The organism is Brevundimonas sp. GCM10030266, from assembly GCF_042666595.1.
Lineage (GTDB): Bacteria > Pseudomonadota > Alphaproteobacteria > Caulobacterales > Caulobacteraceae > Brevundimonas.
In genome coordinates this window covers 111,630-136,539 of record NZ_JBHTCY010000003.1, presented here as the reverse complement: position 1 = coordinate 136,539, position 24,910 = coordinate 111,630, and the positions used below count along the sequence as shown (strand labels likewise).

Below are 24,910 nucleotides of genomic sequence, written 5' to 3'. Positions count from 1 at the left end.
CTCAGGCTTTCAGTCTGTCCAGCACCAGGCGGTAGCCCTGATGCGGCATTTCTTTCAGGAACCGGGCGACGCGCACGACGGTGGTCGGGCTGGCCTGCGCCTCGGCGGCGATCTCGCGATACGACTTGCCCCCGGCGTCCAGCAGGCGGGCCACCTCCCAGCGCTCGGCGAAGGCGCGCAGCTCGGCCGGCGTGCACAGGTCGGCCAGGAAGGCATCGACCTCGTCGCGCGACTTCAGCGTCAGCAGGGCGTCGTAGAGCGCGTTGCGGGCCGGGGGGATGGTCATGGCGCGTTCCATTATGCTGTAACGCTGGAACGCGCAAGCGCCATGTTGGCCTCGGGCCCGGCGCGGCCTACTTAGGGCGAATGGCGAAACGCCCTGCTGTTCCGAAGAAAACCCTGACCGCCGCCAACCTGGCCTTCCTCGGCGAGGCGCGGCTGGCCGGGCTGTTGATGGAGGTCGCGGGCGGCGACGCCCTGTGGAAGCGCCGTCTGCGCATGGAGCTGGCGGGCGAGGTCGGGGCCCCCGATCTGGCGCTGGAGCTGGACAAGCGGCTGACCACCCTGGGCGACAGCCGGGTGCGGGTGTCCTGGCGCAAGCGCCCCGAGCTGATCCGCGACCTGCAGAGCCTGCGCCGGATGATCGTGGACCGGCTGGCCGAACTGGACGCCCGTCTGGCGTTCGACCGGATGGTGGCCTGGTTCGATCTCTATCCGGGGCTGACGGCGCGGGTGAAGGATCCGAAGGGTGAACTGGGTCTGCTGTTCGACGGCGCGACCGGTGAGCTGGCGATGCTGGCTTCAGCGCTGGGGCCGGAGGGGGCCGTGCCGATCCTGTCGGATGCGCTGGCCACCCGGCTGTCGGAATGGGCGTCGTGGATCGGGCGGGGCGTGGGCGATCTGAGCCCTGCCGTCGCCTCGGCCCTGCTGGCGGATCTGACGAAGGGCAAGCCTCGTCCGACCGGGCGGCTGGCGCTGGTGGTGCGCAAGCTGGCGGAGCGCAGCGGCGATCTGGACGCCTGGATCAGCGCCATCCCCGACGACGACCGGACCCGGCCCGAGGTCGGTTCGGTCATGGCCGCGCGTCTGGCCGCCGCCGGCCGGGCGGAGGAGGCGCGCGCCGCGCTGGACGCCTCACGACCGGCTGCGCCGCCGCCGTCGCGCTGGGGCCGCAAGCCCGAGCCCGCCCCCGCGCCGCCGGAACAGTGGCTGGAGGCCGAGATCGCCGTGCTGGAGGCCGAGGGGCGCGCGGCCGAGGCCGACGACGCCCGCTGGGCCCTGTTCGAGCGCACCCTGTCGCCGGACGCCCTGCGCGCCATCGCCGCCCGTCTGCCGGATTTCGAGGACGTGGTCGCGCTGGACCGCGCCTTCGCCCATGCCGCCGGCTATTTCGATCCGGTGAAGGGGCTGGCCTTCCTGATGACCTGGCCCGCCCTGCGCGAGGCGGCGCAGATGGTCGAGGCGCGGGGCAATGAACTGCGCGGCGGCCATGAGGACACGGCCCTGTGGGCGTCGCGGCTGGCCGCCCGCTATCCGAAGGCGGCGCTGATGCTGCTGCGCGCGCGGGCGAAGACGCTGGTCCGGCTGGGCAGCGGCATGAGCGATGAGGTCGAGGGCCTGGTCCATGAGGCCGAGAGCCTCGCGGTCGAGGCCGGCGACGACGGCCACGCCGCCTTCGTCGCCGGACTTCGCACGGACATCGGGACGGGACGCCCCCCGCGCCGCTAGCAGCCCTCGGTCGCGGGCGGCATGGGCGGCGAGGCCAGGCCGGTGTTCCAGTTCCAGCCGATCGTCCCGGTCGCCCGGCGGCGGCACATCGTCTGTTCGTGCAGTTCGAACATGCCGGGGAAGACCGCGGCCTCGAGCACCGGCTGATCGCGGAAGATCATCCAGTTGCGGCTGTCGCCATAGGGCGCCCAGTCCGGCGCATTCACAGACACCGGCTGGCCGGTGCGGACGAAGCTGGTCCAGTAGCCGACCATGGCGTCCGACAGGCGGCGCTCATCCGCCGTGCCCGGAACCTTCGGCCAGCGCGGCGGGGTGCGGTCCAGCGTGCCGAACATGTAGGGCAGTTCGCTGGCGTGGAAGGCGTGCAGACCGGCTGCCTCGGTCGCCGGATAGGCATGGTCGAACAGATAGAGGAAGGACGGATGCCCCGCCGCCGTCTGCGACCGCGCCATCCGCTCGGAGGTCCAGCCGTACAGGGCGTCCCGGCTGGTCGCCAGAATGCTCTCGCCCACGTCCGCCGACGGATAGAGGCGCAGGAAGGCGTCGGCCATGTCGCCGTAGCGCTCGCGGATCATCCGCTCATAGTCGGCGGCGCTGCCCGGCGCAGGCGGCGCCAGCATCCGCAGCGAGCGGATCTCACCGCTGTTGAACCCGGCCAGCACCGGGACCGGCGCCTGTTCGCCGCGGTCGAAGGCATCGACGATCTGGCGCGGCAGGATCTTGCCGTCGATCACGCCGAAGGTGGCGAAGCCGCCCGCGGCCGCGCGGTCGGTCAGGGTCTGGGCGTCCATGCTCCGCAGGGCGCGCAGGCTGGGCGCCTGCAGCGTGCGCGACAGGGCGGCGCCCGCATCCTGCGCCGACGGGGCGCCGAAGCGGGCCGTCGTCAGCTCGGGCGTCGAGATCATGTAGGCGCTCTGGGCGATCGCCTTGTCGAACAGGCCGCGCGCCAGCGGTGAACCCATCAGATACAGCACGCTCAGCCCGCCCGCGGACTCTCCGGCGATCGTGACATTGTCGGGATCGCCGCCGAAGCTCGCGATGTTCCGCTTTACCCACTCCAGCGCCGCGACCTGATCCATCAGGCCGTAATTGCCGGAGATGCCCAGCGGGCTCTCGGCGCTCAGGTCCGGATGGGCCAACCAGCCCAGAACGCCGAGGCGGTAGTTGATCGACACCACCACCACGCCCTCCCGGGCCAGCCGGGCGCCGTCGTAGAGCGTCTCCTTGCTGGAGCCGGTGACCAGGGCCCCGCCATGGATCCACACCATGACCGGCGCCTTGCCGGTGGTGGACGGCGTCCAGACGTTGAGGGTCAGGCAGTCCTCGCTCGTCGCCCCGATGTCCGCCGAATAGATGGTCTGGACGTGGGGCGTCGGCTGGATGCAGGCGGCGCCGTAGCGGGTGGCGTCGCGCGTCCCCGTCCAGCGCGCGGGCGGGGCGGGCGGACGCCAGCGCATCTCGCCCACCGGCGGCGCGGCGAAGGGGATGCCCTTGAAGCTGGCGATCTCGCCTTCGGTCGTCCCGCGCACGGCGCCCGCGGGGGCGGTGACGGTCTGGGCGCTGGCGGTGGCGCAGGCGGTCAGGGCGAGGGCGCTGACGGCGATCGAGAGGAGGCGTTTCATCACGCGGCCCCTTGCGCGCGCGACTTGTCCCGGCCCAGCCGGCGCGCCAGCACCAGGAAGATGGCGATGGCCACCAGATAGACGGGCGCCAGGGTGTAGAGGGCGGTGCGCAGCGAACCGAAATGGTCGCTGGCGAAGCCGACATAGGTCGGGCCGACCGCCATGCCGATGAAGTTCATCACCAGCAGCAGCAGGGCGCCGGACAGAACCCGCTTGTTCGGCGCGACCTCTTCCTGGACCAGCGCCACCGAGGACGACAGGTAGAAATAGTTCATCAGCGTCGGCCCCAGCAGGATGACCAGCGCCAGCGGCCAGTTCGGTGCCCAGAGGAAGAGCAGATAGAAGGGCAGGGCGACCGTCAGCGAGATCGCCGGCAGCAGGGCGTAGGCCGTCTTCGACCAGCGGGTGAACCGGTCGATCAGGAAGCCGGACGCCAGAATGCCGCCGCCCATGCCGAACAGGACGATCAGGGCGAACCAGATCGACAGCTCCTGCGGCGTCATCCCCAGCTCCCGCTGCAGGTACAGCGGCGTGAAGTTGCCGAAGCCGTAGGTGATGATCTGGGTCACGCCGCTGCCCAGCGCGGCCAGAAGCAGGGTCGGGTTGCGGAAGAAGTCGCCCACGGTGGCCCAGAACGGCGCCTTGGCGACGGTGGGGGCGACCCCGGCGGTCGTGGTCGAGGCGGCATCCAGGCCGCCGCGCTTCGGCTCGCGCACCAGCATCGGAGTGACGATGGCCACTGCGACGCCCAGCACGCCGATGGCGATGAAGGCCTCGCGCCAGCCGAACTCGGCGGCGATCCGGGCCCCGAACAGGACGCCCAGCGCCATGCCCAGCGGCGGCCCCAGATTGTAGAGGCCCAGCGCCAGACCGCGACGGCGCGGCGGGAAGTAGTCGGTGATGATGGCATAGGAGGGCGGCACGCCCCCGGCCTCGCCGAAGCCGACGGTCATGCGCGCCACGGCCAGCTGCGGGAAGGTCTTGGCCAGACCGCAGGCGATGGTCGCCGCGCTCCAGATGCCGCAGGCGATGGAGACGACCCAGACCCGGTTGGTCCGGTCCGCCAGCCAGCCCACCGGAATGGCGATGAAGCAGTAGAAGAATGCGAAATAGAGCCCGCCCAGCAGGCCCAGCTGGCCATCGGTGATGTTCAGCGAGTCCTGGATCGGCTTGGCCAGGATCGACAGCAGCTGCCGGTCGAGGAAGTTCAGCACATAGATGAACCACAGCACGCCCAGGGCCACCCAGGCCTTGCGGCCGACCGAGGGGCGGGCGGCGGGCGGTCCTCCGGATTCAATCGGTGTGGCGCTCATGGTTCGTTTCCTCGATGCGGGTCTTTCGCCCGTCTGTCGTTGGTTGGCCGCCGGTCAGGCGGAGGTCATTCGTTCTGGCTGTTGCGGCGCGCCTCGGCCCGGTCCCGGCAGACGCCGATGAAGCCGTGGGCCATGAAGGCGGCCATCCGTTCCTTGATGGCGTCGAAGTCGTCGGACCGGCATTTGCCGCCCGACAGGTGGTCGATCCGGCCTGTCCGGGCGAGGCTGAGGGTCAGGGCGCCGGTGACGAAGTGATAGCCCCAGAAGATATCTTCCTCGGCGGCATCCGGCATGGCCTGTTTCAGCAGGCCGATCAGGCGCAGCACGACCGGGTCGTACAGCCGGTCCATCACCTCGGCGCCCCAGGCGGGGGTGTTGTTGATCTGGGCGCTCAGGGCGCCGAAGTAGCGCCAGCCGTCGCCGCCGTTGGAATAGGTGTCCAGATCGGTGTCGAGGAAGGCGCGCAGGGCGCCCTCGACCGTCGGCCTGCCGTTCGCCGCCTTCTCATAGGCGTCCAGCGCCTCCATCCGGCGTCCGCTGGTCACCGGCGCGCGCCGCGCCATGACCTTATCGAACACCTCCTGCTTGTCGGTGAAGTAGTAATGGACCAGCGACTTGTGGACCCCGACCTTGTCGGCGATGTCCTTGATGGTGACGCCGTAGAAGCCGTGCTGTGAAAACAGCTCCTCGGCCGCGTCGAGCAGTTGCTCCAGACTTTCGGCGCGTTGTTCGGCCTTGCGGCGCGGCTTGCGGGGCGGGGTGGTCATGGCCTGAACCTCGGTCCGGTCCGGCGCATCCTCAAGGTCAGACGCCGACTCGATAATGGAGACGGCAGTCATCCTATGCGCCCCCATAGGTAGCGCGAAGCACGGTCTTGTTGATCTTTCCGGTGGCGGCTAGCGGCATGGCCTCGACCCGCACGACACGCTCCGGGATCCACCAGTCGGCGACCTGTCCCTTCAGGGAGGCCTTCAGCGCCTCGTCCCCGATGTCCTGCCCCCGCGCCGGTTCGATCACCATCAGCGGGCGTTCGCCCCATTTCGGGTCTGTCCGGCCGATGACAGCCACCAGACCGATCTCGGGCAGGGCCCCGATGATCTCCTCGATCTCGACCGGGTTGATCCACTCGCCGCCGGACTTGATCAGATCCTTGGACCGGCCCGCCAGCGTCAGGTTCCCGGCATCGTCCAGCGAGGCGAGGTCGCCGGTGTCGAACCAGCCCTCCTGATCCGTCGCGGCGGCCTCGGCGCCGAAATAGCGGTTCACGACGCTCTGGCCCTTAACCTTCAGATGGCCCACGCCGTCGCGCTGGTCAGGCAGGGGAACGCCGTCGGCGTCGGTCAGCAGCAGGTCCAGCCCCAGCGGCGGACGGCCTGAACCGCGCGCGGCGCCCGGCTGGTCAGTGCGGGGAGAGATGGCGCCCAACGGCGACAGCTCGGTCATGCCCCAGCTGGTCTGCACCGTGGCGCCGAACCGGCTCTCCATCCGCTTCAGCAGGCTGTCCGGGCAACTGGAGCCGCCGATGATGACCCGCTCAAGGCTGTGGGTCTGGCCGCCGGTGGCGTCGAGGTGATCCAGAAGGCCCAGCCAGACTGTCGGCACGCCGACGGCGACGGTGACCTGATGCCGGTCGATCAGCCGGGCCAAGCTGGCGCCGTCGGTGACCCGGCCGGGCAGGATCAGATGGGCGCCGACCGCCGGGGCGGCGAAGGGCAGGCCCCAGGCGTTGGCGTGGAACATGGGCACGGCCACCAGCACGCTGTCGTTGGCGGTCAGGGCGATGGAATCCGCCTGCAGGGCGCGCAGGGTGTGGAGGTAGTTGGAGCGGTGGGTGTAGCCGACGCCCTTGGGCGCGCCGGTGGTCCCGGAGGTGAAGCACAGGCCCGCCAGCGACCGCTCGTCGAAATCACCCCAGACGGCGGGGCGTCCGCGCTCGGCCAGCACGGTCTCGAGAGCCAGAACGTCGGTCCGGCCCGGCTCGGGCGTTTCGCCGTCCAGCAGGATCAGCCGCTCAAGCGACGGGCAGGCGTCCAGCAGGGCCTCGGCCATGTCGCGCAGGCCCGCGCCGACCGCCAGCACCTTGTCATCCGCCTTGGCCACCATGGCGGCCAGATGGGCGATGGTCAGGCGGGGATTGAGTGTGTGGCAGACCACGCCCACGCCCATGGCGGCGTACCAGACCTCGACGTGATGCTGGGTGTTCCAGGCGAGGGTGGCGATCCGGTCGCCCGGCTTCAGCCCGAGGTCCAGCAGGGCGCCGGACAGGCGGTTGGCCCGCTCCCGCAGGTCGCCGTAGCCGATGGCCATGTCGCCGTCCGGACCGCCGGCGGTGATCACCTGCGCGCGCCCGTGCCACTTGGCGCCGTGGTCCAGGAAGCGATCCACGGTCAGGGCGTAATCCTGCATGAGGCCGGGCAGAGAGGCGGTCATCCTTGGGCGGTGGTCCACATGAATACGAAAGGGGAAATGGAAGGGCGGGGCGACGACCCGAAGGCCGCCGCCCCTCGCGGTCAGAAGGTCCGCGTCAGGTTCACGCCGAACTGGCGCGGGGCGCCGGCGTAACGAAGGCCCGCGTTGACCGCGGCGATGTAGGTCTGGTCGGTGGCGTTGTGCACATAGCCGGCGACCGTCCAGTTGTCGGTCTTGTAGCTGAGCAGCAGGTTGACCAGGTTGCGGGCCTCCAGCCGGTCGCCGAGGGCCGCATTGTTGAAGATGCTGGTCCAGGCCTCGCCGATGTGGGCGTAGTCGATCCGGGGCGACAGGGTCGCGCCGTTCGCCATCTGGAAGTCGTACTGGACGCCGACGTTGAAGGTCAGCTCAGGTGCATAGCCCTGGGTGTTGCCGCCCAGGTTCAGGCAGTTCGCGGAAGCCGGACCGGTCTGCGCGTTGCAGGTTCCGGTGCGTGAGATGCGCGGATCGGCGGCGTAGAAGTCACCCAATTCCGAGTGGGACACGGCGGCGCCGACATCCACGGTCCAGTCGTTGATGCGCGCTTGGGCCGAGGCTTCGAGCCCCATCAGCACGGTTTCGTCCTGGACGTTGACGATGGAGCTGAACAGGGGCACCGCCGGATCGCCGACGATCACCTGGAAGCCCTCATAGGTCATGTAATAGGCGCCCAGCTGGGTGCGGACGCGGCCGCCGAACATCGTCGACTTCCAGCCCAGCTCGTAGTCGATCACGTCTTCCGGGCCGAACGAGCTGGCCGGGACGTAGAAGTTCGGCGCGTTCAGCCCGCCCATCTTGAAGCCGGTCGCGACGAAGCCGTACAGGAAGTTGTTGTCGTCGAGCTTGTAGTTGATGCTCAGCTTGCCGGTGGTCTTTTCGGCGGTGACCTCGTCGTTCTGCAGCAGTTGCAGTCCGAACGCCGGGTAGGTCGTGTAGACGTTCTCGTTGCGCGAGGTGCTTTCCGACCAGCGGGCGCCCAGCTGGATCTGCAGGCGGTCCGAGATGTCATAGCTGATCTGGCCGAAGACGGCCTTGGTGTCCTTCGGGGTCTCGCCGAAGATGTAGTAGTCCAGCACGCCTTCGGGGAAGCCGACGTGATAGGCGCCCTGCGGGAAGGTGGTGACCGGGAAGGTCACATGGTCCTGCTGCCAGAAGGTGCCCAGCAGCCAGGTCAGGCGCTGGTTGTCCGGCGAGACCAGGTTGAACTCCTGCGACCAAACCTCTTCCTCGACGCGGTCATAGAAGGTGTTGTTCAGCGCGCTGGTGCCGTCCAGATCGGTCGAGAAGACGCTGATGCCGTCCTGGTAGCCGGTGATCGAACGCAGGGTGACGCCGTTGTCGAAGACGTAGCTGACGTTCAGCGACACGCGGGCCGTCTCGTCCTTGCCCGAATGCGGGCCGTTGGCGGTGATCTTGAACGGATCATTGGTCGCCAGCACCGGGTCGGCCGGGTAACCGCCGAAGTCCAGATTGTTGTAGTCGCCCTTCAGCAGGACGCGCAGGGCCGGGGTCGGGGTCCACAGGAAGCTGGCGCGGACGCTGTTCGATTCCACGTCTCCGGGGCTGCCGCGATAGGGGCCGGTGATCTCGTGGAAGCTGGACCGATGCTCGCTGTTGACGGCGAAGCGGGCGGCCAGGGTGTCGGTGATCGGCAGGTTCACCGCGCCCTGGAATTTCAGGTTGTCGTAGTTGCCGACCTGACCCATCACATAGCCGTTCACGCCGGTGAAGTCCGGGTTGCGCGAGGTCACGAAGACCGCGCCGCCCGTGGCGTTGGTGCCGGCGAAGGTGCCCTGCGGACCGCGCAGCAGCTCGACGCCGCCGATGTCGTAATAGGGCTCGGCCTGGAAGTAGCCGGGGAAGACCGGCACGCCGTCGCGATAGGTGGTCACGCCCACGCCGATGGCGGTGGTCGCCTCGGACTTGCCGATGCCGCGGACGTTGAAGAAATTGCCCTGGCCGTAGTTCTGGACGGTCGTGGACGGGGCCACGAACTGCAGTTGCTCCAGCGAGAAGACCCCGCGGTCGTCCAGGCTTTCGCCGGCCAGCACGGTGGCCGCGACAGCGGTCTCCTGCAGATTGGTCGTGCGGCGTTCAGCCGTGACGACGACGTCGCCCAGCGACGTGGCCTCTTCCTGCTGATCGGTCTGTTGCGGCGCCGCGTCCTGGGCCTGGGCGGCGCCCGTCCAGAGCAGGGCGACTGCGGATGTGGTGAGCCAGAGCTTGCGCCCCATGGTCTTCCTCCCTCGGTGTTTCCTCGAGCGCTCTGACGGCGCCATGCAGTCACCGTCTCACCGATTCAGGGTCTCGTCAATCCTCACTCGCCGGCTAGTGAAGATTGACCTTTCGGCCAACATCAGCAGAGTGCGCCCACCCCGAAGCGGGGAAGAGGCGGCGCTGTCCGCAACAGGGAGACCAGCATGACCATCGATCTGAAGGGCCGCGTGGCCATCGTCACCGGCGCCGGCGGGGGGCTGGGCCGCAGTCATGCCCTGGCGCTGGCGCGGTACGGGGCGAAGGTCGTGGTCAATGATCTGCAGCCCGCGGCTTGCGAGGCGGTCGCCGCCGAGATCACAGCCGCAGGCGGGCAGGCCCTGCCGTGGGCCTGCAGCGTCACGGACCGTCCGGGCGTCTTCGCCATGGTCGAAGGCGTGATCGCCCACTGGGGCCAGATCGACATCCTGGTGAACAATGCGGGCATCCTGCGCGACAGGACATTCGCCAAGATGGACCTCGAAGATTTCGAACTGGTGCTGGACGTGCACCTGATGGGCTCGGTCAACCTGACCAAGGCGGCGTGGGATCACATGCGCGAGCAGGGCTACGGCCGGGTGATCTTCACCACCTCATCGTCGGGCCTGTACGGCAATTTCGGCCAGTCCAACTATGGCGCGGCCAAGATGGCGCTGGTCGGTCTGATGCAGACCCTGGCGCTGGAGGGCCGCAAGTTCGACATCCGGGTCAACTGCCTGGCGCCCAGCGCCGCGACGCAGATGACCGAGGGACTGTATTCCGACGACGACCTGAAGGGCCTGTCGACCGATCTGGTCAGCCCGGGGGTGGTGGCCCTGGCCAGCGAGAACGCGCCGACGCGGACCATTCTGCTGGCGGGGGCGGGCGCCTTCGAACAGGCCCACATCAGCATGACGCAGGGCATCCATCTGGGCGCCGTCGCCGACGCCGCCGACCGGATCGAAGACCAGTGGGAGCGAATCTCGGATCGCGCCTCGGAACAGGTCCCGGCGTCCGGCGCCGCCCAGTACACCCACGAGGTCAACCATCCGGACCGTGCGCGCGAAGGGGCGCTCAACGCCGCCTGACAGACCTACTGCGGCCCTGATCTGGGAGACGGCGGGCTGCCCGTCTCCCTTCGGGCCCAGCCGGAAGGCGTCGTGCCCGTGAACCGACGGAACAGCTTGTAGAACTGGGACGCGCTCAGGCCGGTCGTTTCCGTCGCTTCATACGGCGTCAGCGCGCGGCCCATCCGGTCGATCTGACGACAGGCGATGTCGATCTGCACCCGCTGGCGATCCGCCAGAGACGGCTCCTCCGGACGGCAGCGTCCGCAGGGCCGGAAGCCGGTCGCCCGCGCCTCTGCAAGGGTGTCATGCAGCCGGATGTTCTCGGACCGGGCGTGGCGCGACGGACAGGTCGGGCGGCAATAGACGCCGGTGGTGATAACCGAATACCAGAACCGGCCCTCCGCGCCGGGATCGCGGCGATACAACTGGGCGAGTCGGTTCTGGCGGCGGGCAGGGCCGTCGGGGGCGGCCAGCGCGGGGAATGAACTCATCAGAAAAAAAAGGGAGATGGGCGCGCCGATCGGGGGTGCGGGCAGACGCGCCCATCCCTTCCATCAGAGGCCGGGACGGGCCCAGGCGACCCGCACAAGGCTTCTGAAGAAAGTCGTGGCGCCCGGACGGGCGAGATCTGAAATGAACATCGGGCGTCTTCCGGGCGTCGAACAGTTCGAGGCGTCATCGCGCCTCTGAAACAGGACGCCATCGGGCGAAGCTCGCCTTACGGTCCGTCGCGTTTTTTCTTCAGAAGGCGGCGTCGAACGTCAGCCGGACCGTCAGCGGTCGCACCGGCGCGGCCTGCGGTTCCGAAAGCTGATACGGCGAGCCGATGCCGTAACGGACGCCTTGAACGTCGAAGGGATTGGAGATGCGCAGCACCGCCGCGCGCCGGTCATCGCCCAGCCGGGCCGTCAACTCGGAGCGGGTGTAACCGCCCTGCGGGACGTCCAGCATCGGGCCGACGCCGAGCCGCGATTGCCCGATGTAGCGGAAGTCCGCCCCCAGGCGCAGGGGCAGGCGGCCGATCTCGCCGGCCTCCCAGTCGAGGCTCAGCTGGGCGCCGACGGGGGCGACGTTGGGAATGTCGGTCGTGCCGCCGCCGATGGTGCTGAAGCCGGTGCGGGTCAGGCGGCTCTCGTTCAGGAAGACGCCGCCGGACAGTTCCAGCGCATCATGGGGACGCCAGGCGGCCTTCAGCGAGATGAAATGGATCTCGCCATCGCCGACATTGTCCGTGACCAGATCGCCGCCCTCGGTGACGATGTCCGCCTGCACGTCGCGCCAGTCCACCCAGCCGGCCGAGACCTCGCCCGACAGCCCGTGCCAGGCGGGGCCGGTGCGGGCGCCGACTTCCAGCAGGATGACCCGGTCGCCCTGATAGCGGGCGAAGGCGCCGTTGGCCTCGTTCACCCCGGCGGGGCGAACGGCGTGCTCGAAGCGTCCGAACAGGGTCACCGCGGGGGTCACATCCCAGCGCGCGGACAGGCTGGGGGTCAGTCTCAGGGTCGCGCCGGGCCGGTCGTCGGCGAGGCGCATGTTCACGACCACATCCTGGATGTCGCTCTCGATCCGGACCGTGGACACCCGTGCACCGATGGCGACCCGCCAGTCGGGGGCGGGGGAAAGCGCCACCTCTCCGAACGCCGCCAGTTCGGTGAACTGACGGGTCAGATCAACGGCCTGCTCCGAGATCGAGGCCATCGGCAGAAGGCGATAGCGGCGCTGAACCAGGGTCTCGCCAAAGGCGATGCTGCCCCCGCCGGACAGGGTCCAGCCGTCGTCGGCGGTAAAGTCCACCCGCGCTTCGGACGAGAAGGTCGACACGCTCTGGCGCCTGTCGATGGCGCTGGGGACGGGTTCGGCGGACTGGGTCGCGTCAAAGCGTTCGGTCAGGCGCTGATGCGAGATGCTGGTGGCCGACACCAGCGTCACCCGACCGAACTGACGCCGCGCCGTCAGGCCGACAAGGCCGAACCGGCTGTCATAGGGTTCCGCGACGCTGGTGGAGCGGGTCAGGGCGATGTCGTCCGCGGGCACGGTCTGGGAATCGTCGGCGGAAACCCTCTGGGCGGCGCCGCTCAGTTCGAAGTCCCAGCCGTTATGGAACCAGCGCAGGGCGGCGCGCCCGCCGACGGTGTCGATGGCGTCCAGACCGCTGGAGCCGCCGTCAGGGCTGTGCAGAAAGCCGCCGTCGCGACGGGTGTAGGCGACCAGCCGCGCGGCCGCATCGTCGCCAAGGCCGTGGTTCAGCACCACCGCCGCCTCATGGCTGTCGTCTCCGCCGGAGGTCAGGCCGCCGCCGACGATCAGGCGCGCGGAGGTCTCTGCGGTCAGGGGCGCGCGGGGGCGGATGCGCAGCACGCCGCCGATGGAGCCCGCGCCAAACCGCGTGCCCTGCGGACCTTCGAAGACCTCGATCCGCTGCACATCAATCAGGGCGAGGTCCGGATCGGGCGAACCGTAGCCGAGACGCAGATCGCCCAGATACTGGCCCACCGTCGCCTGCAGCGGCCCGTTCATCGCCGAGTCCGACAGGCCGCGCACGAACAGCTTGTTGCGGCCCAGGCCCTGCCGGGTCGAGTCGACCGTCGCGGACAGGTCGGCGACCGCCTCGCTGGATCCGGCGCCCTCGATCCGCTCCAGCGCGCCGGGAGCGACCAGGCTGCGCCCCGCCGCGTCCTTCAGGCCGACGGGCGGCACGGCGGTGACGACCACCTCGCTCAGAATGGCCGGCTCGACGACTGCCGGGGGCGGCGGGGATGACGGTCGCGGAGCCGCAGCCCGTGGCGCGGCCTCGATGCGATAGACGCCGTCGCCGATCCGTACGGCCCGCGCCCCCACCGGACGCAGCAGTCGCTCCAGCGCGGCCTCGGGGCTCATCCGGCCCTGCAGGGCGGGGGTCTGTCGGCCGGACAGGTCAGCGGTGATGACCACATCGATCCCGGCCTGTGCCGCCAGCCGGTTGATCGACGGCACGGCGGGCCCGGCGCGCAGGTCAAAGGTCTGCGGCGCGCCGGCCTGCGCCGTCAGCAGGCTCGCGACCGCCCAGGCGACGGCGCTCACGGCGCGGAGCGCGGTTCCAGCCGCCAGCCCTCGCCGTCCTCCACCACCGAGACGCCCAGCAGAAGCGCGATCCGCGCGCGCTGGTCGCGGGCGCCCGGACCGATTTGCAAACTGCCGCTGAACCGCCGGTCCGCGAGGGCGGGCGCGATGCTGACGCGGCGGTTCAGGGCGCGGGACAGATCCTGCGCCACGACCGACAGCCGTTCGCCGTTCCACGACAGACGCCCGTCACGCCAGTCATCAACGGCGTCGATATCGACGGGCAGGCGATCCAGACCGCGCGGGCTGGCGATCACGCTGTCGCCGGGATTCAGCACGGCGCTGCCGGCGGCGGCGTCCACGCGCACCGCGCCCTCCGACACGGCCACGCGGGCGCCGTCCTGCAGGTGGGTGACGTCGAACACCGTGCCGAGGTCCGTCAGGGTGGTGTCGCCGACCTCGACGATGAAGGGGCGGGTATCGTCATGCACGACGTCGAACAGGGCGCGGCCGCTTTCCAGCGTCACCGCGCGCGGGTCGCGGCGATCCATGGCCAGTCGGGTGCCGCCGTCCAGCATCACCTGCGATCCGTCAGCCAGAGAGATCGTGCGCTGTTCACCCGGCGCGGTCTCGACGGTCCAGGGCTGGGGGCGCTGGCTCCAGCCGATCCAGCCCAGACCCAGGGCCAGCACTCCGACCACGGCCGCGACGGCCAGGCGAGGGAGGGCGGCAGGGCGGCGGCGGGCGAACACCGGCACGAACGGGCGCGCGGGCGCCGTCTTCAGCGCTTCGACCGCATCCCCCTCGGCCTCGGCCAGGCGCCAGTAGGCCTCGCCATGACGTGGATCGGCGGCCAGCCAGGCCTCCCAGGCCTCCCACTGGTCGAAGTCGGGGTCGTTGACCCGGACCAGCCAGTCCAGGGCGTCGCGTTCGATCTTCATGTCCGTGACGGTCATCCCCATGCCTCCGGGACGCCGCCGAAGCGAATCTGCCTCATGCCTTGCCCTCCGAGAGGTCCAGAATGGCCGCATAAACCTTGCGCAGGTGCTTCTCGATCGTGCTGAGCCCCATGCCGAACTCGATCGCGAGCAGGCGCTGGGTCACGCCGTCGATGCGGTGGCGGCGGAAGATGGCGGCGGCCGGGTCGCCGATGGCCTCCAGCCGGGCCTCGACCTCGGCCAGGGTCTGGGCGGCGATCAACTTGCGCTCCGCATCGGCCGCCTCCAGCCCGTCCTCGGGCAGGTTGGCCGGGCTCTGCCAGGCGGCGTCCCGCGCGGCGGCCCGCTTGGCGCCCCGTCGGCGGTCCAGCACGGCGGTATAGACCATGCGAAGCAGATAGGCCTGCGGGTTGGCGATGGGCCCTTCGGCGTTGCGGATCTTCAGCCAGACGTCCTGAACCACATCCTCGGCGTCCGCGATGACGCCCATGGCCGAGGCGCGCCGGATCAGCGCGGGGCGCATCTCGGCGAACACCGCTTCCAGTCCCGCGGCCTGAATGTCGGCGGACGGCTCCATCCCTGCGGCCTTAGACTTCCAATCAAGGCGAAATCTGGACCATGGCGCGAAGCTTCAAAGAACGGAGTGAAGCACGGCGTCCTCAGCCACTGCGCTGTCGAAGCCGGGACCGCTGGGGACGCCCGGCGCCCAGGCGGTGACACGGCCCGCCAAGGCCTCCCGTTCCCGCACGGCGGCGATCAGGTCTTCCGCCACGCGTTGGGGGTCGATCAGGTCGAAGGCCGTCACCCAGCGGATGACGAAGACTTCGGCCCCGGCCGCCGCGCGGGCCAGCATGTAGCGCAACAGACCGCGAGGCGTGGACCCGCAGAAGGCCGCGAAGGTGCCTTCCTCAGCGACCGGGCGCGCCAGTTCCGCCGCCCACGCCTGCGGCGACAGCGTCGGCTCGCGCAGCCGCGCCAACGCATAGGTCGGCAGGGCGTCATCGGGGACCAACAGGCGCACGTCGAACAGCATAAGCTGTGCTATGAAGGGTTGCGGCGTCGCATACCTTGATTTCGGTCAATCCCGGTTTGCGTCGGCGTCCGGCCTGGACCTATTCTGGGGTCTCCCATGCTTGAACTTCGTTCACTCCCCAATGATTGCGCCAAACGGCGCAGCGAGGCCGCCTGCATCAGCTGTGGCGCGCGCGCGTTCAGCGTGTGCGGCAGCCTGCCCGCCGAGGACCTCGCGCGGCTGGACGCCATCGTTGACCGGACGGCGCTCAAGGCGGGCGAGAGCCTGACCCGCGAAGGCGATCCGGCGACCCATGTCTTCAACATCACCTCCGGATCGGTGCGGGTCTACAAACTGCTGCCCGACGGGCGCCGCCAGATCACCGGCTTCCTGTTCGCGGGCGATTTCGTCGGGCTGGCCAGCGGGTCGGACTATGCCTTCGCCGCCGAGGCGATCGAGGACGTCACCCTCTGTCGCTTCCGCAAGACCGAGTATCGCGCCCTGATCCGCGAGCTTCCGGCGCTGGAGGAGGCGCTGCTGGAGCGCGCGACCCACGAACTGGCGGCGGCGCAGAACCAGATGCTGCTGCTGGGCCGCAAGCGGGCGCAGGAGCGGATCGCCTCCTTCATCCTCGACCTGCCCGAGCGCGACCCGATCCGCCCGCAGACCGCCGGCCACGTTCGTCTGCCCATGACCCGGTCCGAGATCGCCGACTATCTGGGCCTGACCATCGAGACGGTCAGCCGCGAGCTGACCAAGCTGAAGACCGCGGGGGTGATCCGCCTGCTGTCGCTGCATGAGCTGCTGGTGGTCCAGCCCGGACGGCTGCGCGAGATCGCCGACGGGCTCGACTAGGCCGCTTCGGGGCGGCTCTCCGGAGCCAGCCTCACCCGACCGTCCGCCTCCATCCCGTCGACCCGGACCCGCAGATCGCAGATGTCCATGGGGGCGGGGCGGTGGCTGATCAGGATCAGACCCTGTTTGCGGGACGCCAGCCGTCGATCGAGCGCAGCCAGCACGCGGGCCTCGGTGTCGGCGTCCAGTCCCTCGGTCGGCTCGTCCAGCACCAGCCAGGGCGCGTCCCTCAGCAGGGCGCGGGCCAGACCCAGTCGCCGCCGCTCGCCGCCCGACAGGCGCTCGCCGTTCGGACCGACGGCCATGTCCAGTCCGGCGGGGTCAGCGCGCACCCGATCCGCCAGTCGCGCGTCCTCCAGCGCCGCCCACAGCGCCGCGTCATCGGCGGGCCCCGCCAGAAGCAGGTTGTCGCGAAGGCTGGCGTCGAGCAGGCGCACATCCTGTGCGGCGTAGGCGAACAGTTCGCGGCGGGCCTCGGGCGCGATCCGGACGATATCGACGCCGCCCAGAAGGGCTTCATCCGGGATCGCCGCCCGCAGGCCGCACAGCCGCTCGATCAGGCTGGTCTTCCCGGCGCCCGAGGGGCCATGCAGGCCCAGCCGCAGGGGCGGGGCCAGCGGCGGCGCCTGACACAAGGCCAGGCCGCCCAGGGCGATGCTCGCGCTTGCCGGCGTCTCGCCTCGCAAAGGGCGTTCGGTCGGCAGGGCGGCGTCCAGACGGTCCAGCGCCTCCGCGGCCCGACCGTTGAGATGCAGGGCGCCGGTCAGTCCGGCGGCGGACTCGATTGCCATGACGGCGGCCAGCAGCGCCAGGGCGATCATCGGCAGGCCGGCGCCCTGTACGGTAAACGCCACGGCCATGACCGCCAGCGCGGTGGACGCCGCCGACCAGGCGGCGATCCAGCCGCCGGCCCGGGTCAGGCGCACCTGCGCCCGGTCAAGCGCGGCGCCGGCCTCGGCCACCTCTCGCACGGCCCAGCCGTCCAACCCGTAGGCCTTCAATTCGGGGGCCGCGGCTTCCAGCGCCGACAGGCGGTCCTTCAGCGCGCCCATGGCGGCCTGCAACTCCCGCCCGGCGGGGGCGGACAGGGTGCGGGCGATCAGGACAGCCCCGCCGCAGGTGACGGCGACGGCTGCGCCCAGGGCCAGTGCGGTCCAGGGGCTGGCGAGGGCGGCCAGGGCGACCGATGACGCCAGCCCGGCGCCGAGACTCCACGGCGCGGACCGACGCACGAACAGGGTCTGGACGGCGTCCACGTCCTGCACCAGCCGCGACGACGCCTCGCCGGATGACAGGCCCAGCGCGCGCTCGACGGGGGCGTGGGCGAGGGCGTCGAACAACTGCGGCCGCAGCCGCGCCAGCGCCCGCAGCGCGGCGTCGTGCCCGGCGACCCGCTCGATATAGCGGGCTCCGGTCCTCAGGATGGCCAGCAGGCGGATGATGGCGCTGGGCATCATGTAGTTGAAGGCGTGGGCCGCCGCCGCGCCGGCCATGCCCGCCAGCGCCGCACCGGTCAGGAACCAGCCCGACAGGCCCAGCAGGCAGACGGCGGCGACCGACACGACGGCGCCCGCGGCGGCGGCCAGTCTCAGCCGGTCCCTCTGGGCCCGGCGCTGGTCGGCGATCAGGTCGCGAATGTTCATCGGGGCGCTCACAGCCGCACCACCTTGTCGGCGAGGGCGGCCACGGCTTCGGAATGGGTGGCGATCAGGGTCGTGCGCCCCTGCGCCGCCGTACGGATGACCTCCAGCATGGCCTGTTCGGCGGCGGGATCCAGGTTGGCGGTGGGCTCGTCCAGCAGCAGGATCGGGGCGCGCTTCAGCACCGCGCGGGCCAGTCCCAGCCGTCGCCGCTCGCCGCCCGACAGGCCGCCGCCACGCTCGTCGATCGGGCGGTCCAGATCAGCCGTCAGCCCTGCCGTGCGTGCGGCCATCGCCAGACGACCCGGACAGGCGGTCGGATCGGCGACGGCGATGTTCTGGCCCAGTGTGCCCGGCACGACCACCGGCGCCTGTCCGGCCCAGGCGATCCGGCCCGCGAAGCCGCCGCTTTCGGTCAGTCGCGCGACGCCGACCTCGACCTCGCCGGCGCTCAGCGGAGCCATGCCCAGAAGCAGATGCAGCAGGCTGGACTTGCCGGCGCCGCTGGCGCCCAGCAGGGCCACGGTCTCGCCGGGCGCGACCTCGAGATTGAAGCCCTCCAGCACCGGCGCGGCGCCCGCCTCATAACGGATGGCGACGTCGCGGAAGCGGATGGCCGGGGCCAGATCGCCCGGCTCGGGCATGACCCTGGCCACGACATCCGGCGTCTTCAGCGATGGGGCGGCGGCCTCGGCGGCCTGCCGGTCGTGATAGGCGGCGGCCAGACGGCGCAGGGGCTGATAGACCTCCGGCGCCAGCGCCAGCACGAAGAAGGCCTGCGCCAGCGTCAGCTGCTCCGGCACAGGGAAGGGCAGCAGGCCCAGCAGGTTGAAGCCGCAATAGACGGCGATCAGGGCCACCGCGAGGGCCGAGAAGAACTCCAGCACGCCGGAGGAGACGAAGGCGATGCGCAGCACGCGGTTGGTGCGTTTCTCCAGCTCGTCGGCCGTGCGGGCGATCTCGGCGGTGGTGCGGGGCGCGGCGCCGAAGGCCAGGACGGCGGGCAGGGCGCGCACCCGGTCGATGAACAGGCCGCCCAGCCGTTCCAGCGTCTCGAACTGGCGACGGCTCTCGCGCGCCGCGGCGGTTCCCGCCAGCGCCATGCCGCAGATGAAGGGGAACAGGGTGAAGACCAGCACGCCCGCCGCCACCGGACTGGCGACCGCGGCCGCGGCGATGATCAGCAGGGGCGACAGGGCCGCTGCCAGACGCAGCGGGGCGAAGCGGGAGAAATAGCCGTCCAGCGCCTCGACGCCTTCGACCATCGCCGTCAGCCGGTCAGTGGAACGGCGCCCCTGTCCGAACAGATCGGCCAGCAGCCGCTCCCGCGCGTCGCCCTTCACCACCTGGCCCATGCGGGCGCCGACGGTGACGGCGGCCTGCCCCAGCAGCGCCCGCAGCAACAGGCTGCCTACGGCCAGTCCCAGCCCGGGCAGGGCCGCGGTCAGGGAGATCGAGAAGCCGGAGACCATCCACGCCAGCCCGGCCGCGAAGCCCACGGCAGGAACCACATCGGCCACGGCCAGCAGTCCGGCCAGTCCCGCCAGCCGTCGCCAGGGGCGGGCGGCGCGCTTCAGCCAGACGGCCGGAGTCTCGTCGGGGATCGGGGTGGCGGTCATCGTCTTACTCCACGCCCCGGTTGGCTTCGAAGCGACGCGACACGGCGCCGCTGGACGAAACGTCCAAGGACAAGCGGTCCACTTAAATTACCGCCTGCGCGGGAGCTTTGATCGAAATCAAGGCGGGTGGCGCGCCGGAAATCTACGCCACGATCAAACACCGGTCGTCGTGCCCGGTGCGCCGGAGCAACGCCATGATCGACCTAGCGGTCGTCGACCTATCCAGGCTGCAGTTCGCGCTGACAGCCCTCTACCACTTCCTCTTCGTGCCCCTGACCCTGGGGCTGTCGTTCATGCTGGTCATCATGGAGTCGATCTATGTGATGACCCGCCGGCCGATCTGGCGAACCATCACCCGCTTCTGGGGCGTGCTGTTCGGCATCAACTTCGCCCTGGGCGTCGCTACCGGCATCACCATGGAGTTCCAGTTCGGGATGAACTGGAGCTACTACAGCCACTACGTCGGCGACATCTTCGGGGCCCCGCTGGCCATCGAAGGGCTGATGGCCTTCTTCCTGGAGGCCACTTTCGTCGGGCTGATGTTCTTCGGCTGGGACAAGCTGAAGCCGCACGCCCACCTGTTCGTCACCTTCATGGTGGCGCTGGGCACCAATCTGTCGGCCCTGTGGATCCTGATCGCCAACGGCTGGATGCAGAACCCGGTTGGCGGGGGCTTCAATCCGGACACCATGCGGATGGAAGTCACCGACTTCATGGCCGTGCTGTTCAACCCGGTCGCCCAGGCCAAGTTCGTGCACACGGTCAGCGCCGGCTATGTCTGCGCCGCCGTCTTCGTGCTGGGCGTCTCGGCCTTCTACCTGCTGCGGGGCAAGCACGTCGGCTTCGCCAAGCGGTCGATGACTGTCGCCGCCGCCTTCGGCCTGGCCGCCTCTCTCTCCGTCGTCGTGCTGGGCGACCAGTCCGGCTATGCGCTGACCGATAACCAGAAAATGAAGCTGGCGGCGCTCGAGGCCATGTGGCGCACCGAGCCGGCGCCCGCCGGCCTGACCCTGGTCGGCATTCCCAGCATGAAGGACCGTGAAACCCACTACGGCGTGCATGTGCCGTGGGTCATGGGCCTGATCGCCACCCGCACTATCGACAAGCCGGTGGAGGGCATCTTCGAGCTGGTCGCCACCGCCGAGACGCGGATCGAGTCCGGCGTCATCGCCTACGGCGCGCTGGAGCAGGTGAAGGCCAATCCGCACGACCCCGTCGCCCGCGCCCTGTTCGAACTTCACCGCCGCGATCTGGGCTACGGCCTGCTGCTGAAGCGTCACGTCGCCGATCCGCGTCAGGCCTCGCCGGAGCTGATCCACCAGACCGCCTGGGAGACGGTGCCGAACGTGCCGGTACTGTTCTGGACCTTCCGCGTCATGGCCGGGATCGGCATGTTCATGATCGCCCTGTTCGGGACCGCCTTCGTCCTGTGCACCCTGCGCAGGCACGATACGAAATGGTTCCTGCGGCTGGCCCTGTTCGCCATGCCCCTGCCGTGGGTGGCCATCGAGTTCGGCTGGATCCTGGCCGAGTTCGGTCGCCAGCCCTGGGCGGTGGAAGGCGTTCTGCCGACCTTCCTCGGCGCCTCCAGCCTGACCGTGCCCCAGCTGTGGGCCACCATCGTCGGCTTCACCGTCCTGTACGGCGCCCTCGCGGTCGTCGAGGTGCGGCTGATCCTCCACGCCATCAAGAAGGGGCCGTTCCACGAGCAGGAAACCTTCGGCGCGACCGACCCCGAACAGCCCGGCGAGCGCGTCCCCGCGCCGGCCGTGGCCTGATCCAGACCTTCAGGACATCCGATCATGGAACTTCCTCTCGACTTCGCCACACTCCGCGTCATCTGGTGGGGACTGCTCGGCGTGCTGCTGATCGCCTTCGCCCTGACGGACGGGTTCGACCTCGGCGTCGGCGCCCTGCTGCCCTTCGTCGCAAAGACGGACGAAGAGCGCCGCATGGTCATCAACACCGTCGGCGCCACCTGGGAAGGCAACCAGGTGTGGTTCATCCTCGGCGGCGGCGCGATCTTCGCCGCCTGGCCCTTCGTCTATGCCGTCAGCTTCTCCGGCTTCTACCTGGCCATGTTCCTGGTGCTGTCGGCGCTGATCCTGAGGCCGGTGTCGTTCAAATACCGCTCCAAGCGCGCCTCGAAGGGCTGGCGCACGATGTGGGACTGGGGCCTGTTCATCGGCGGCTTCGTTCCGGCGCTGGTGTTCGGCGTGGCGGTCGGAAACGTCCTGCTGGGCGCGCCCTTCCACCTCGATGCCGACCTGCGCAGCTTCTATGACGGCAGCCTGCTGGGCCTGTTCACCCCCTTCAGCCTGGTCGCCGGCCTGCTGTCGGTCTGCATGCTGGTGCTGCACGGCGCGGCCTGGCTGTCGGTCAAGGCCGAGGGCGGGCCGGTGATGGAGCGCGCCCGCCTGTACGGCACGATCGCCGGCGTTCTGGCGCTGGTCCTGTTCGCGGTCGGCGGCCTGTTCATCGCCTTTGGCGACATGGGCTACCGGATCACCGGCGCCCTGGACCCGAGCGGCTTCTCCAACCCCCTGCGTACGACGGTCGAGGCCGCACCCGGCGCCTGGCTGGACAACTACAGCCGCTATCCGTGGATGCTGATCGCGCCGGCCCTGGGCTTCCTCGGCGCGCTGGCCGGACTGATCGGCATGTGGCGCCGGTCCGCGCCGCTGGCCTTCGGCGGCTCCTCGGCCTCGGCCGTCGGGATCATCTCGACCGTGGGCCTGTCGATGTTCCCCTTCATCCTGCCCAGCTCGATCCACCCGCAGTCCAGCCTGACCGTCTGGAACGCGTCGTCCAGCCACCTGACGCTGTTCATCATGCTGATCTGCACGGCGATCTTCCTGCCGCTGATCCTTCTCTACACCGCCTGGGTCTACCGGGTGCTGTGGGGCCGGACCTCGACCGCGGCCCTCAAGACCAACCCCGACCTGTACTGACCCCGAGGAGTTTGAATCGATGTGGTATTTCTCCTGGATCCTCGGCCTCGGTCTGGCGGTGGGCTTCGGCGTGCTGAACGGCCTGTGGCACGAGTTTCACCTGTTTGACGAAGGCGACGCCGGCCTGTCCACTCCTGACGAGTCGAAAGAGGGCGATGTTCCCCTCTAGTCCCACGGGCCTGACCACGCGCGAGCTCATAGAGCGCTACGACGCCCACGCCCCGCGCTATACCTCCTACCCGACGGCGGCCCAGTTCACGCCTGCCGTCGGCGCCGGGGACTGGGGCCGCTGGCTGGAGGTCGTCGATCCGGATCGCGCCGTCTCCCTGTATCTGCACATCCCCTTCTGCAAGCGGCTGTGCTGGTACTGCGGGTGCAATACCCGGGCGGTGAACCGCGAGAGTGTGATCACCAGCTATGTCGACCTGCTGCTGCGCGAGGCCGATCTGGTCGTCGCGAGGATGGGGCGGCGGCCCCGGGTCGGCTCGATCCATTTCGGCGGCGGCACCCCGAACATGCTGCCCCCGGCCGAGCTGGAGCGGTTGCATGCGGGCCTCGCCTCCCGCTTCGACCTGACCGACTGTTTCGAGGTCGCGGCCGAGCTGGATCCCGAAGTCCTCACCGAGGACTGGATCGAGGCGGCGGGCCGGATCGGCCTGAGTCGCGCCAGCCTGGGCGTCCAGGACCTGTCGCCCGAGGTGCAGGCGGCGGTGAACCGGCCCGAGCGCTTCGAGACCATCCAGTGGGCGGTCGCGGCTCTGCGCGAGCAGGGCGTGACGTCCATCAATCTCGACCTGATGTACGGCCTGCCGTTGCAGACGATCGAGCATGTGGTCTCCACCCTGGGCCTGGTCACGACGCTGAGCCCGGAACGGATCGCCCTGTTCGGCTACGCCCACGTCCCGTGGATGAAGTCGCATCAGAAGCTGATCCGCGATGAGGACCTGCCCGGCGCGGAGACCCGGTTCGCCCAGAGCCAGGCGGCGACCCGTTACCTGACCGGCAAGGGCTGGCGCGCCATCGGTCTGGATCATTTCGCCCTGCCGCATGACTCGCTGGCGGCGGCCGACCGGGCAGGGCGGCTGCATCGCAATTTTCAGGGCTACACGACCGACGCGGCCGAGGTGCTGATCGGTCTGGGCGCGTCGGCCATCAGTCATGCGCCGGGCGGCTATGCCCAGAACCACACCGTCGAACGCGACTGGCGCGCCGCCGTGGAACGGGGCGAACTGCCGATCGCCCGCGGGGTCGCCCTGACCGGTCGGGACGCCTTCATCGGCGAGATCATCGCACGGCTGATGTGCGACTTCGCCGTCGATGTGCCGGCGATTGCCCGCAAGCGGGGGCGGGATGAGAGCGAGGTCGCCGGCGCCTGGCCGCTGCTGCGTCGATTCCGCAGGGATGGGCTGGTGCAGGTCGAGGAGGGCAGGGTGCAGATCACCCCGCTCGGGCGCCCGTTCGTGCGGGCGGTCTGCGCCGCCTTCGATCCCGACGCCGCCCGCATCCAGCAACGCCACGCGCGGGTCGTTTGAATGGACAAAATGTCCTACCGGTCAAGGGTTTGCGCTGGATCAAGGTGACGGATCAGGGGAGGGCGCATCACCCTTTCAAGACGCCCGCCAACGGCCGCATGAGGCGACCCCGGGCGTCGGGGATGAAAGAGATGAAGTTCAGAACCCTGGTCCTCGCCGCCGCCGCGGCCACCGCCTTCGCCGCTCCGGCGATGGCTCAGGCCACGACCGCCTGGGAGGCTCCGCGCAAGGGTGACTGGCTGGTCACCGGCCGCGTCACCGATGTCTTCTCGGGCGCCGACAACGCCATCGTGACCGCCGCTGGCGCCGACAGCGGCCTGCATGTGGACGTGGGCGACAGCGTCATGCCGACGCTCGGCTTCACCTACTTCCTGACTGACCACTTTGCGATCGAGGGCATCCTCGGCACGACGCAGCACGAAATCCGGGCGCACGGCGGCGGGACCGACGTGGCGGTGCACGAGACCTGGGTCCTGCCGCCGGTGGTCACCCTGCAGTACCGTCCGCTGACCGGCGGTCGCGTCAGCCCCTATGTCGGCGCGGGCGTGAACTACATGCTGTTCTACAGCGGTGACGACAAGAACGGCTTCACCGTCGATCTGGACGACGGCTTCGGCTACGCCCTGCAGGCAGGCGCGGACATCGGCATCCAGGGGGCGTGGAGCCTGAACGTCGACGTGAAGAAGATCTGGTTCAACACCGACGCCAGCGTCAATGACGGAGCCCTGCGCAGCGACGTGGACCTCGATCCGTGGGTCGTCTCGCTGGGCGTCAGCCGCAAGTTCTGACGGCGAAAGACCGGGTTCGCATCGGCGGACCCGGTTTCACCGGTCGTGAGCACCTCATCTCTGGAGATTGCGAGTGATTATCGCTATTGAGGCGGCATGTTCGACTTCGCCTCCCCGCGACGC

21 protein-coding genes are annotated in these 24,910 nt (G+C 69.8%); 8 read left to right on the top strand and 13 right to left on the bottom strand.

What is annotated here, in order from left to right:
• Window position 1 precedes the first annotated feature (1 nt).
• The gene (locus tag ACFQQC_RS10410; protein WP_376862326.1) at window positions 2-286 is read right to left on the bottom strand and encodes a YerC/YecD family TrpR-related protein; all 285 of its coding nucleotides are present in this window, start codon (window positions 284-286) and stop codon (window positions 2-4) included.
• Between the two features lie 80 nt (window positions 287-366).
• On the opposite strand from ACFQQC_RS10410, the gene ACFQQC_RS10405 reads away from it, so the two are divergent.
• The gene (locus ACFQQC_RS10405; protein WP_376862325.1) at window positions 367-1,728 is read left to right on the top strand and encodes a DUF6880 family protein; all 1,362 of its coding nucleotides are present in this window, start codon (window positions 367-369) and stop codon (window positions 1,726-1,728) included.
• On the opposite strand, the gene ACFQQC_RS10400 is transcribed toward ACFQQC_RS10405, so the two are convergent.
• From ACFQQC_RS10400 to ACFQQC_RS10380, 5 genes are all read right to left on the bottom strand, one after another.
• Window positions 1,725-3,350 carry a carboxylesterase/lipase family protein gene (locus ACFQQC_RS10400; RefSeq protein WP_376862324.1) on the bottom strand — a complete coding sequence of 542 codons (1,626 nt, stop codon included), beginning with the start codon at window positions 3,348-3,350 and terminating at the stop codon, window positions 1,725-1,727. The genes ACFQQC_RS10405 and ACFQQC_RS10400 overlap by 4 nt on opposite strands.
• Window positions 3,350-4,663 (bottom strand): spinster family MFS transporter, encoded by a 1,314-nt coding sequence (locus tag ACFQQC_RS10395; RefSeq protein ID WP_376862323.1) that lies wholly within the window; start codon window positions 4,661-4,663, stop codon window positions 3,350-3,352. Before ACFQQC_RS10395 ends, ACFQQC_RS10400 begins: the two co-directional genes overlap by 1 nt.
• 65 nt (window positions 4,664-4,728) lie before the next feature.
• Complete coding sequence (locus tag ACFQQC_RS10390) at window positions 4,729-5,430, bottom strand: TetR/AcrR family transcriptional regulator (RefSeq protein WP_376862676.1); 702 nt, start codon at window positions 5,428-5,430, stop codon at window positions 4,729-4,731.
• A gap of 73 nt (window positions 5,431-5,503) precedes the next feature.
• Window positions 5,504-7,093: an AMP-binding protein gene (locus ACFQQC_RS10385; protein ID WP_376862322.1), complete on the bottom strand. Its 1,590-nt coding sequence runs from the start codon at window positions 7,091-7,093 to the stop codon at window positions 5,504-5,506.
• A gap of 80 nt (window positions 7,094-7,173) precedes the next feature.
• Window positions 7,174-9,345 carry a TonB-dependent receptor gene (locus ACFQQC_RS10380; protein ID WP_376862321.1) on the bottom strand — a complete coding sequence of 724 codons (2,172 nt, stop codon included), beginning with the start codon at window positions 9,343-9,345 and terminating at the stop codon, window positions 7,174-7,176.
• Window positions 9,346-9,531: 186 nt separating this feature from the next.
• Between ACFQQC_RS10380 and ACFQQC_RS10375 the strand changes: the two genes are divergently transcribed.
• Window positions 9,532-10,431 carry an SDR family NAD(P)-dependent oxidoreductase gene (locus ACFQQC_RS10375; protein ID WP_376862320.1) on the top strand — a complete coding sequence of 300 codons (900 nt, stop codon included), beginning with the start codon at window positions 9,532-9,534 and terminating at the stop codon, window positions 10,429-10,431.
• Window positions 10,432-10,436: 5 nt separating this feature from the next.
• Here the strand turns inward: ACFQQC_RS10375 and ACFQQC_RS10370 are convergent, their stop codons facing one another.
• The 5 genes from ACFQQC_RS10370 to ACFQQC_RS10350 all read right to left on the bottom strand — a co-directional run bounded on the left by ACFQQC_RS10370 (window position 10,437) and on the right by ACFQQC_RS10350 (window position 15,423).
• Window positions 10,437-10,904 carry an Ada metal-binding domain-containing protein gene (locus ACFQQC_RS10370; RefSeq protein WP_376862319.1) on the bottom strand — a complete coding sequence of 156 codons (468 nt, stop codon included), beginning with the start codon at window positions 10,902-10,904 and terminating at the stop codon, window positions 10,437-10,439.
• A gap of 250 nt (window positions 10,905-11,154) precedes the next feature.
• Window positions 11,155-13,473, bottom strand: coding sequence for a TonB-dependent receptor domain-containing protein (locus tag ACFQQC_RS10365; protein WP_376862318.1), 2,319 nt, complete (start codon window positions 13,471-13,473; stop codon window positions 11,155-11,157).
• Window positions 13,470-14,408, bottom strand: a complete 939-nt coding sequence (locus tag ACFQQC_RS10360) for a FecR family protein (protein ID WP_376862317.1) — start codon at window positions 14,406-14,408, stop codon at window positions 13,470-13,472. The genes ACFQQC_RS10365 and ACFQQC_RS10360 overlap by 4 nt, the downstream gene beginning before the upstream one ends.
• Before the next feature lie 37 nt (window positions 14,409-14,445).
• Window positions 14,446-14,967, bottom strand: coding sequence for an RNA polymerase sigma factor (locus tag ACFQQC_RS10355; RefSeq protein WP_376862316.1), 522 nt, complete (start codon window positions 14,965-14,967; stop codon window positions 14,446-14,448).
• Window positions 14,968-15,021: 54 nt separating this feature from the next.
• Window positions 15,022-15,423: a hypothetical protein gene (locus ACFQQC_RS10350; protein ID WP_376862315.1), complete on the bottom strand. Its 402-nt coding sequence runs from the start codon at window positions 15,421-15,423 to the stop codon at window positions 15,022-15,024.
• Between the two features lie 96 nt (window positions 15,424-15,519).
• On the opposite strand from ACFQQC_RS10350, the gene ACFQQC_RS10345 reads away from it, so the two are divergent.
• Window positions 15,520-16,257: a cyclic nucleotide-binding domain-containing protein gene (locus ACFQQC_RS10345; protein ID WP_376862314.1), complete on the top strand. Its 738-nt coding sequence runs from the start codon at window positions 15,520-15,522 to the stop codon at window positions 16,255-16,257.
• On the opposite strand, the gene ACFQQC_RS10340 is transcribed toward ACFQQC_RS10345, so the two are convergent.
• Both ACFQQC_RS10340 and cydD read right to left on the bottom strand, forming a co-directional pair.
• Window positions 16,254-17,900 (bottom strand): ATP-binding cassette domain-containing protein, encoded by a 1,647-nt coding sequence (locus tag ACFQQC_RS10340; protein WP_376862313.1) that lies wholly within the window; start codon window positions 17,898-17,900, stop codon window positions 16,254-16,256. The genes ACFQQC_RS10345 and ACFQQC_RS10340 overlap by 4 nt on opposite strands.
• Before the next feature lie 8 nt (window positions 17,901-17,908).
• Complete coding sequence (gene cydD, locus ACFQQC_RS10335) at window positions 17,909-19,516, bottom strand: thiol reductant ABC exporter subunit CydD (protein ID WP_376862312.1); 1,608 nt, start codon at window positions 19,514-19,516, stop codon at window positions 17,909-17,911.
• Between the two features lie 197 nt (window positions 19,517-19,713).
• Here cydD and ACFQQC_RS10330 point away from each other — a divergent pair, with 197 nt between their 5' ends.
• The 5 genes from ACFQQC_RS10330 (at window position 19,714) to ACFQQC_RS10310 (ending at window position 24,787) form a co-directional block, all read left to right on the top strand.
• Complete coding sequence (locus ACFQQC_RS10330) at window positions 19,714-21,294, top strand: cytochrome ubiquinol oxidase subunit I (protein ID WP_376862675.1); 1,581 nt, start codon at window positions 19,714-19,716, stop codon at window positions 21,292-21,294.
• A gap of 24 nt (window positions 21,295-21,318) precedes the next feature.
• Window positions 21,319-22,467 (top strand): cytochrome d ubiquinol oxidase subunit II, encoded by a 1,149-nt coding sequence (cydB, locus tag ACFQQC_RS10325; protein WP_376862311.1) that lies wholly within the window; start codon window positions 21,319-21,321, stop codon window positions 22,465-22,467.
• A 19-nt stretch (window positions 22,468-22,486) separates the two neighbouring features.
• Window positions 22,487-22,636, top strand: coding sequence for a cytochrome bd-I oxidase subunit CydX (gene cydX / locus ACFQQC_RS10320; RefSeq protein ID WP_376862310.1), 150 nt, complete (start codon window positions 22,487-22,489; stop codon window positions 22,634-22,636).
• Window positions 22,623-23,999 carry an oxygen-independent coproporphyrinogen III oxidase gene (gene hemN, locus ACFQQC_RS10315; protein ID WP_376862309.1) on the top strand — a complete coding sequence of 459 codons (1,377 nt, stop codon included), beginning with the start codon at window positions 22,623-22,625 and terminating at the stop codon, window positions 23,997-23,999. Before cydX ends, hemN begins: the two co-directional genes overlap by 14 nt.
• 122 nt (window positions 24,000-24,121) lie before the next feature.
• Window positions 24,122-24,787, top strand: coding sequence for an OmpW family protein (locus ACFQQC_RS10310; protein ID WP_376862308.1), 666 nt, complete (start codon window positions 24,122-24,124; stop codon window positions 24,785-24,787).
• The last annotated feature ends 123 nt before the right edge of the window (window positions 24,788-24,910 follow it).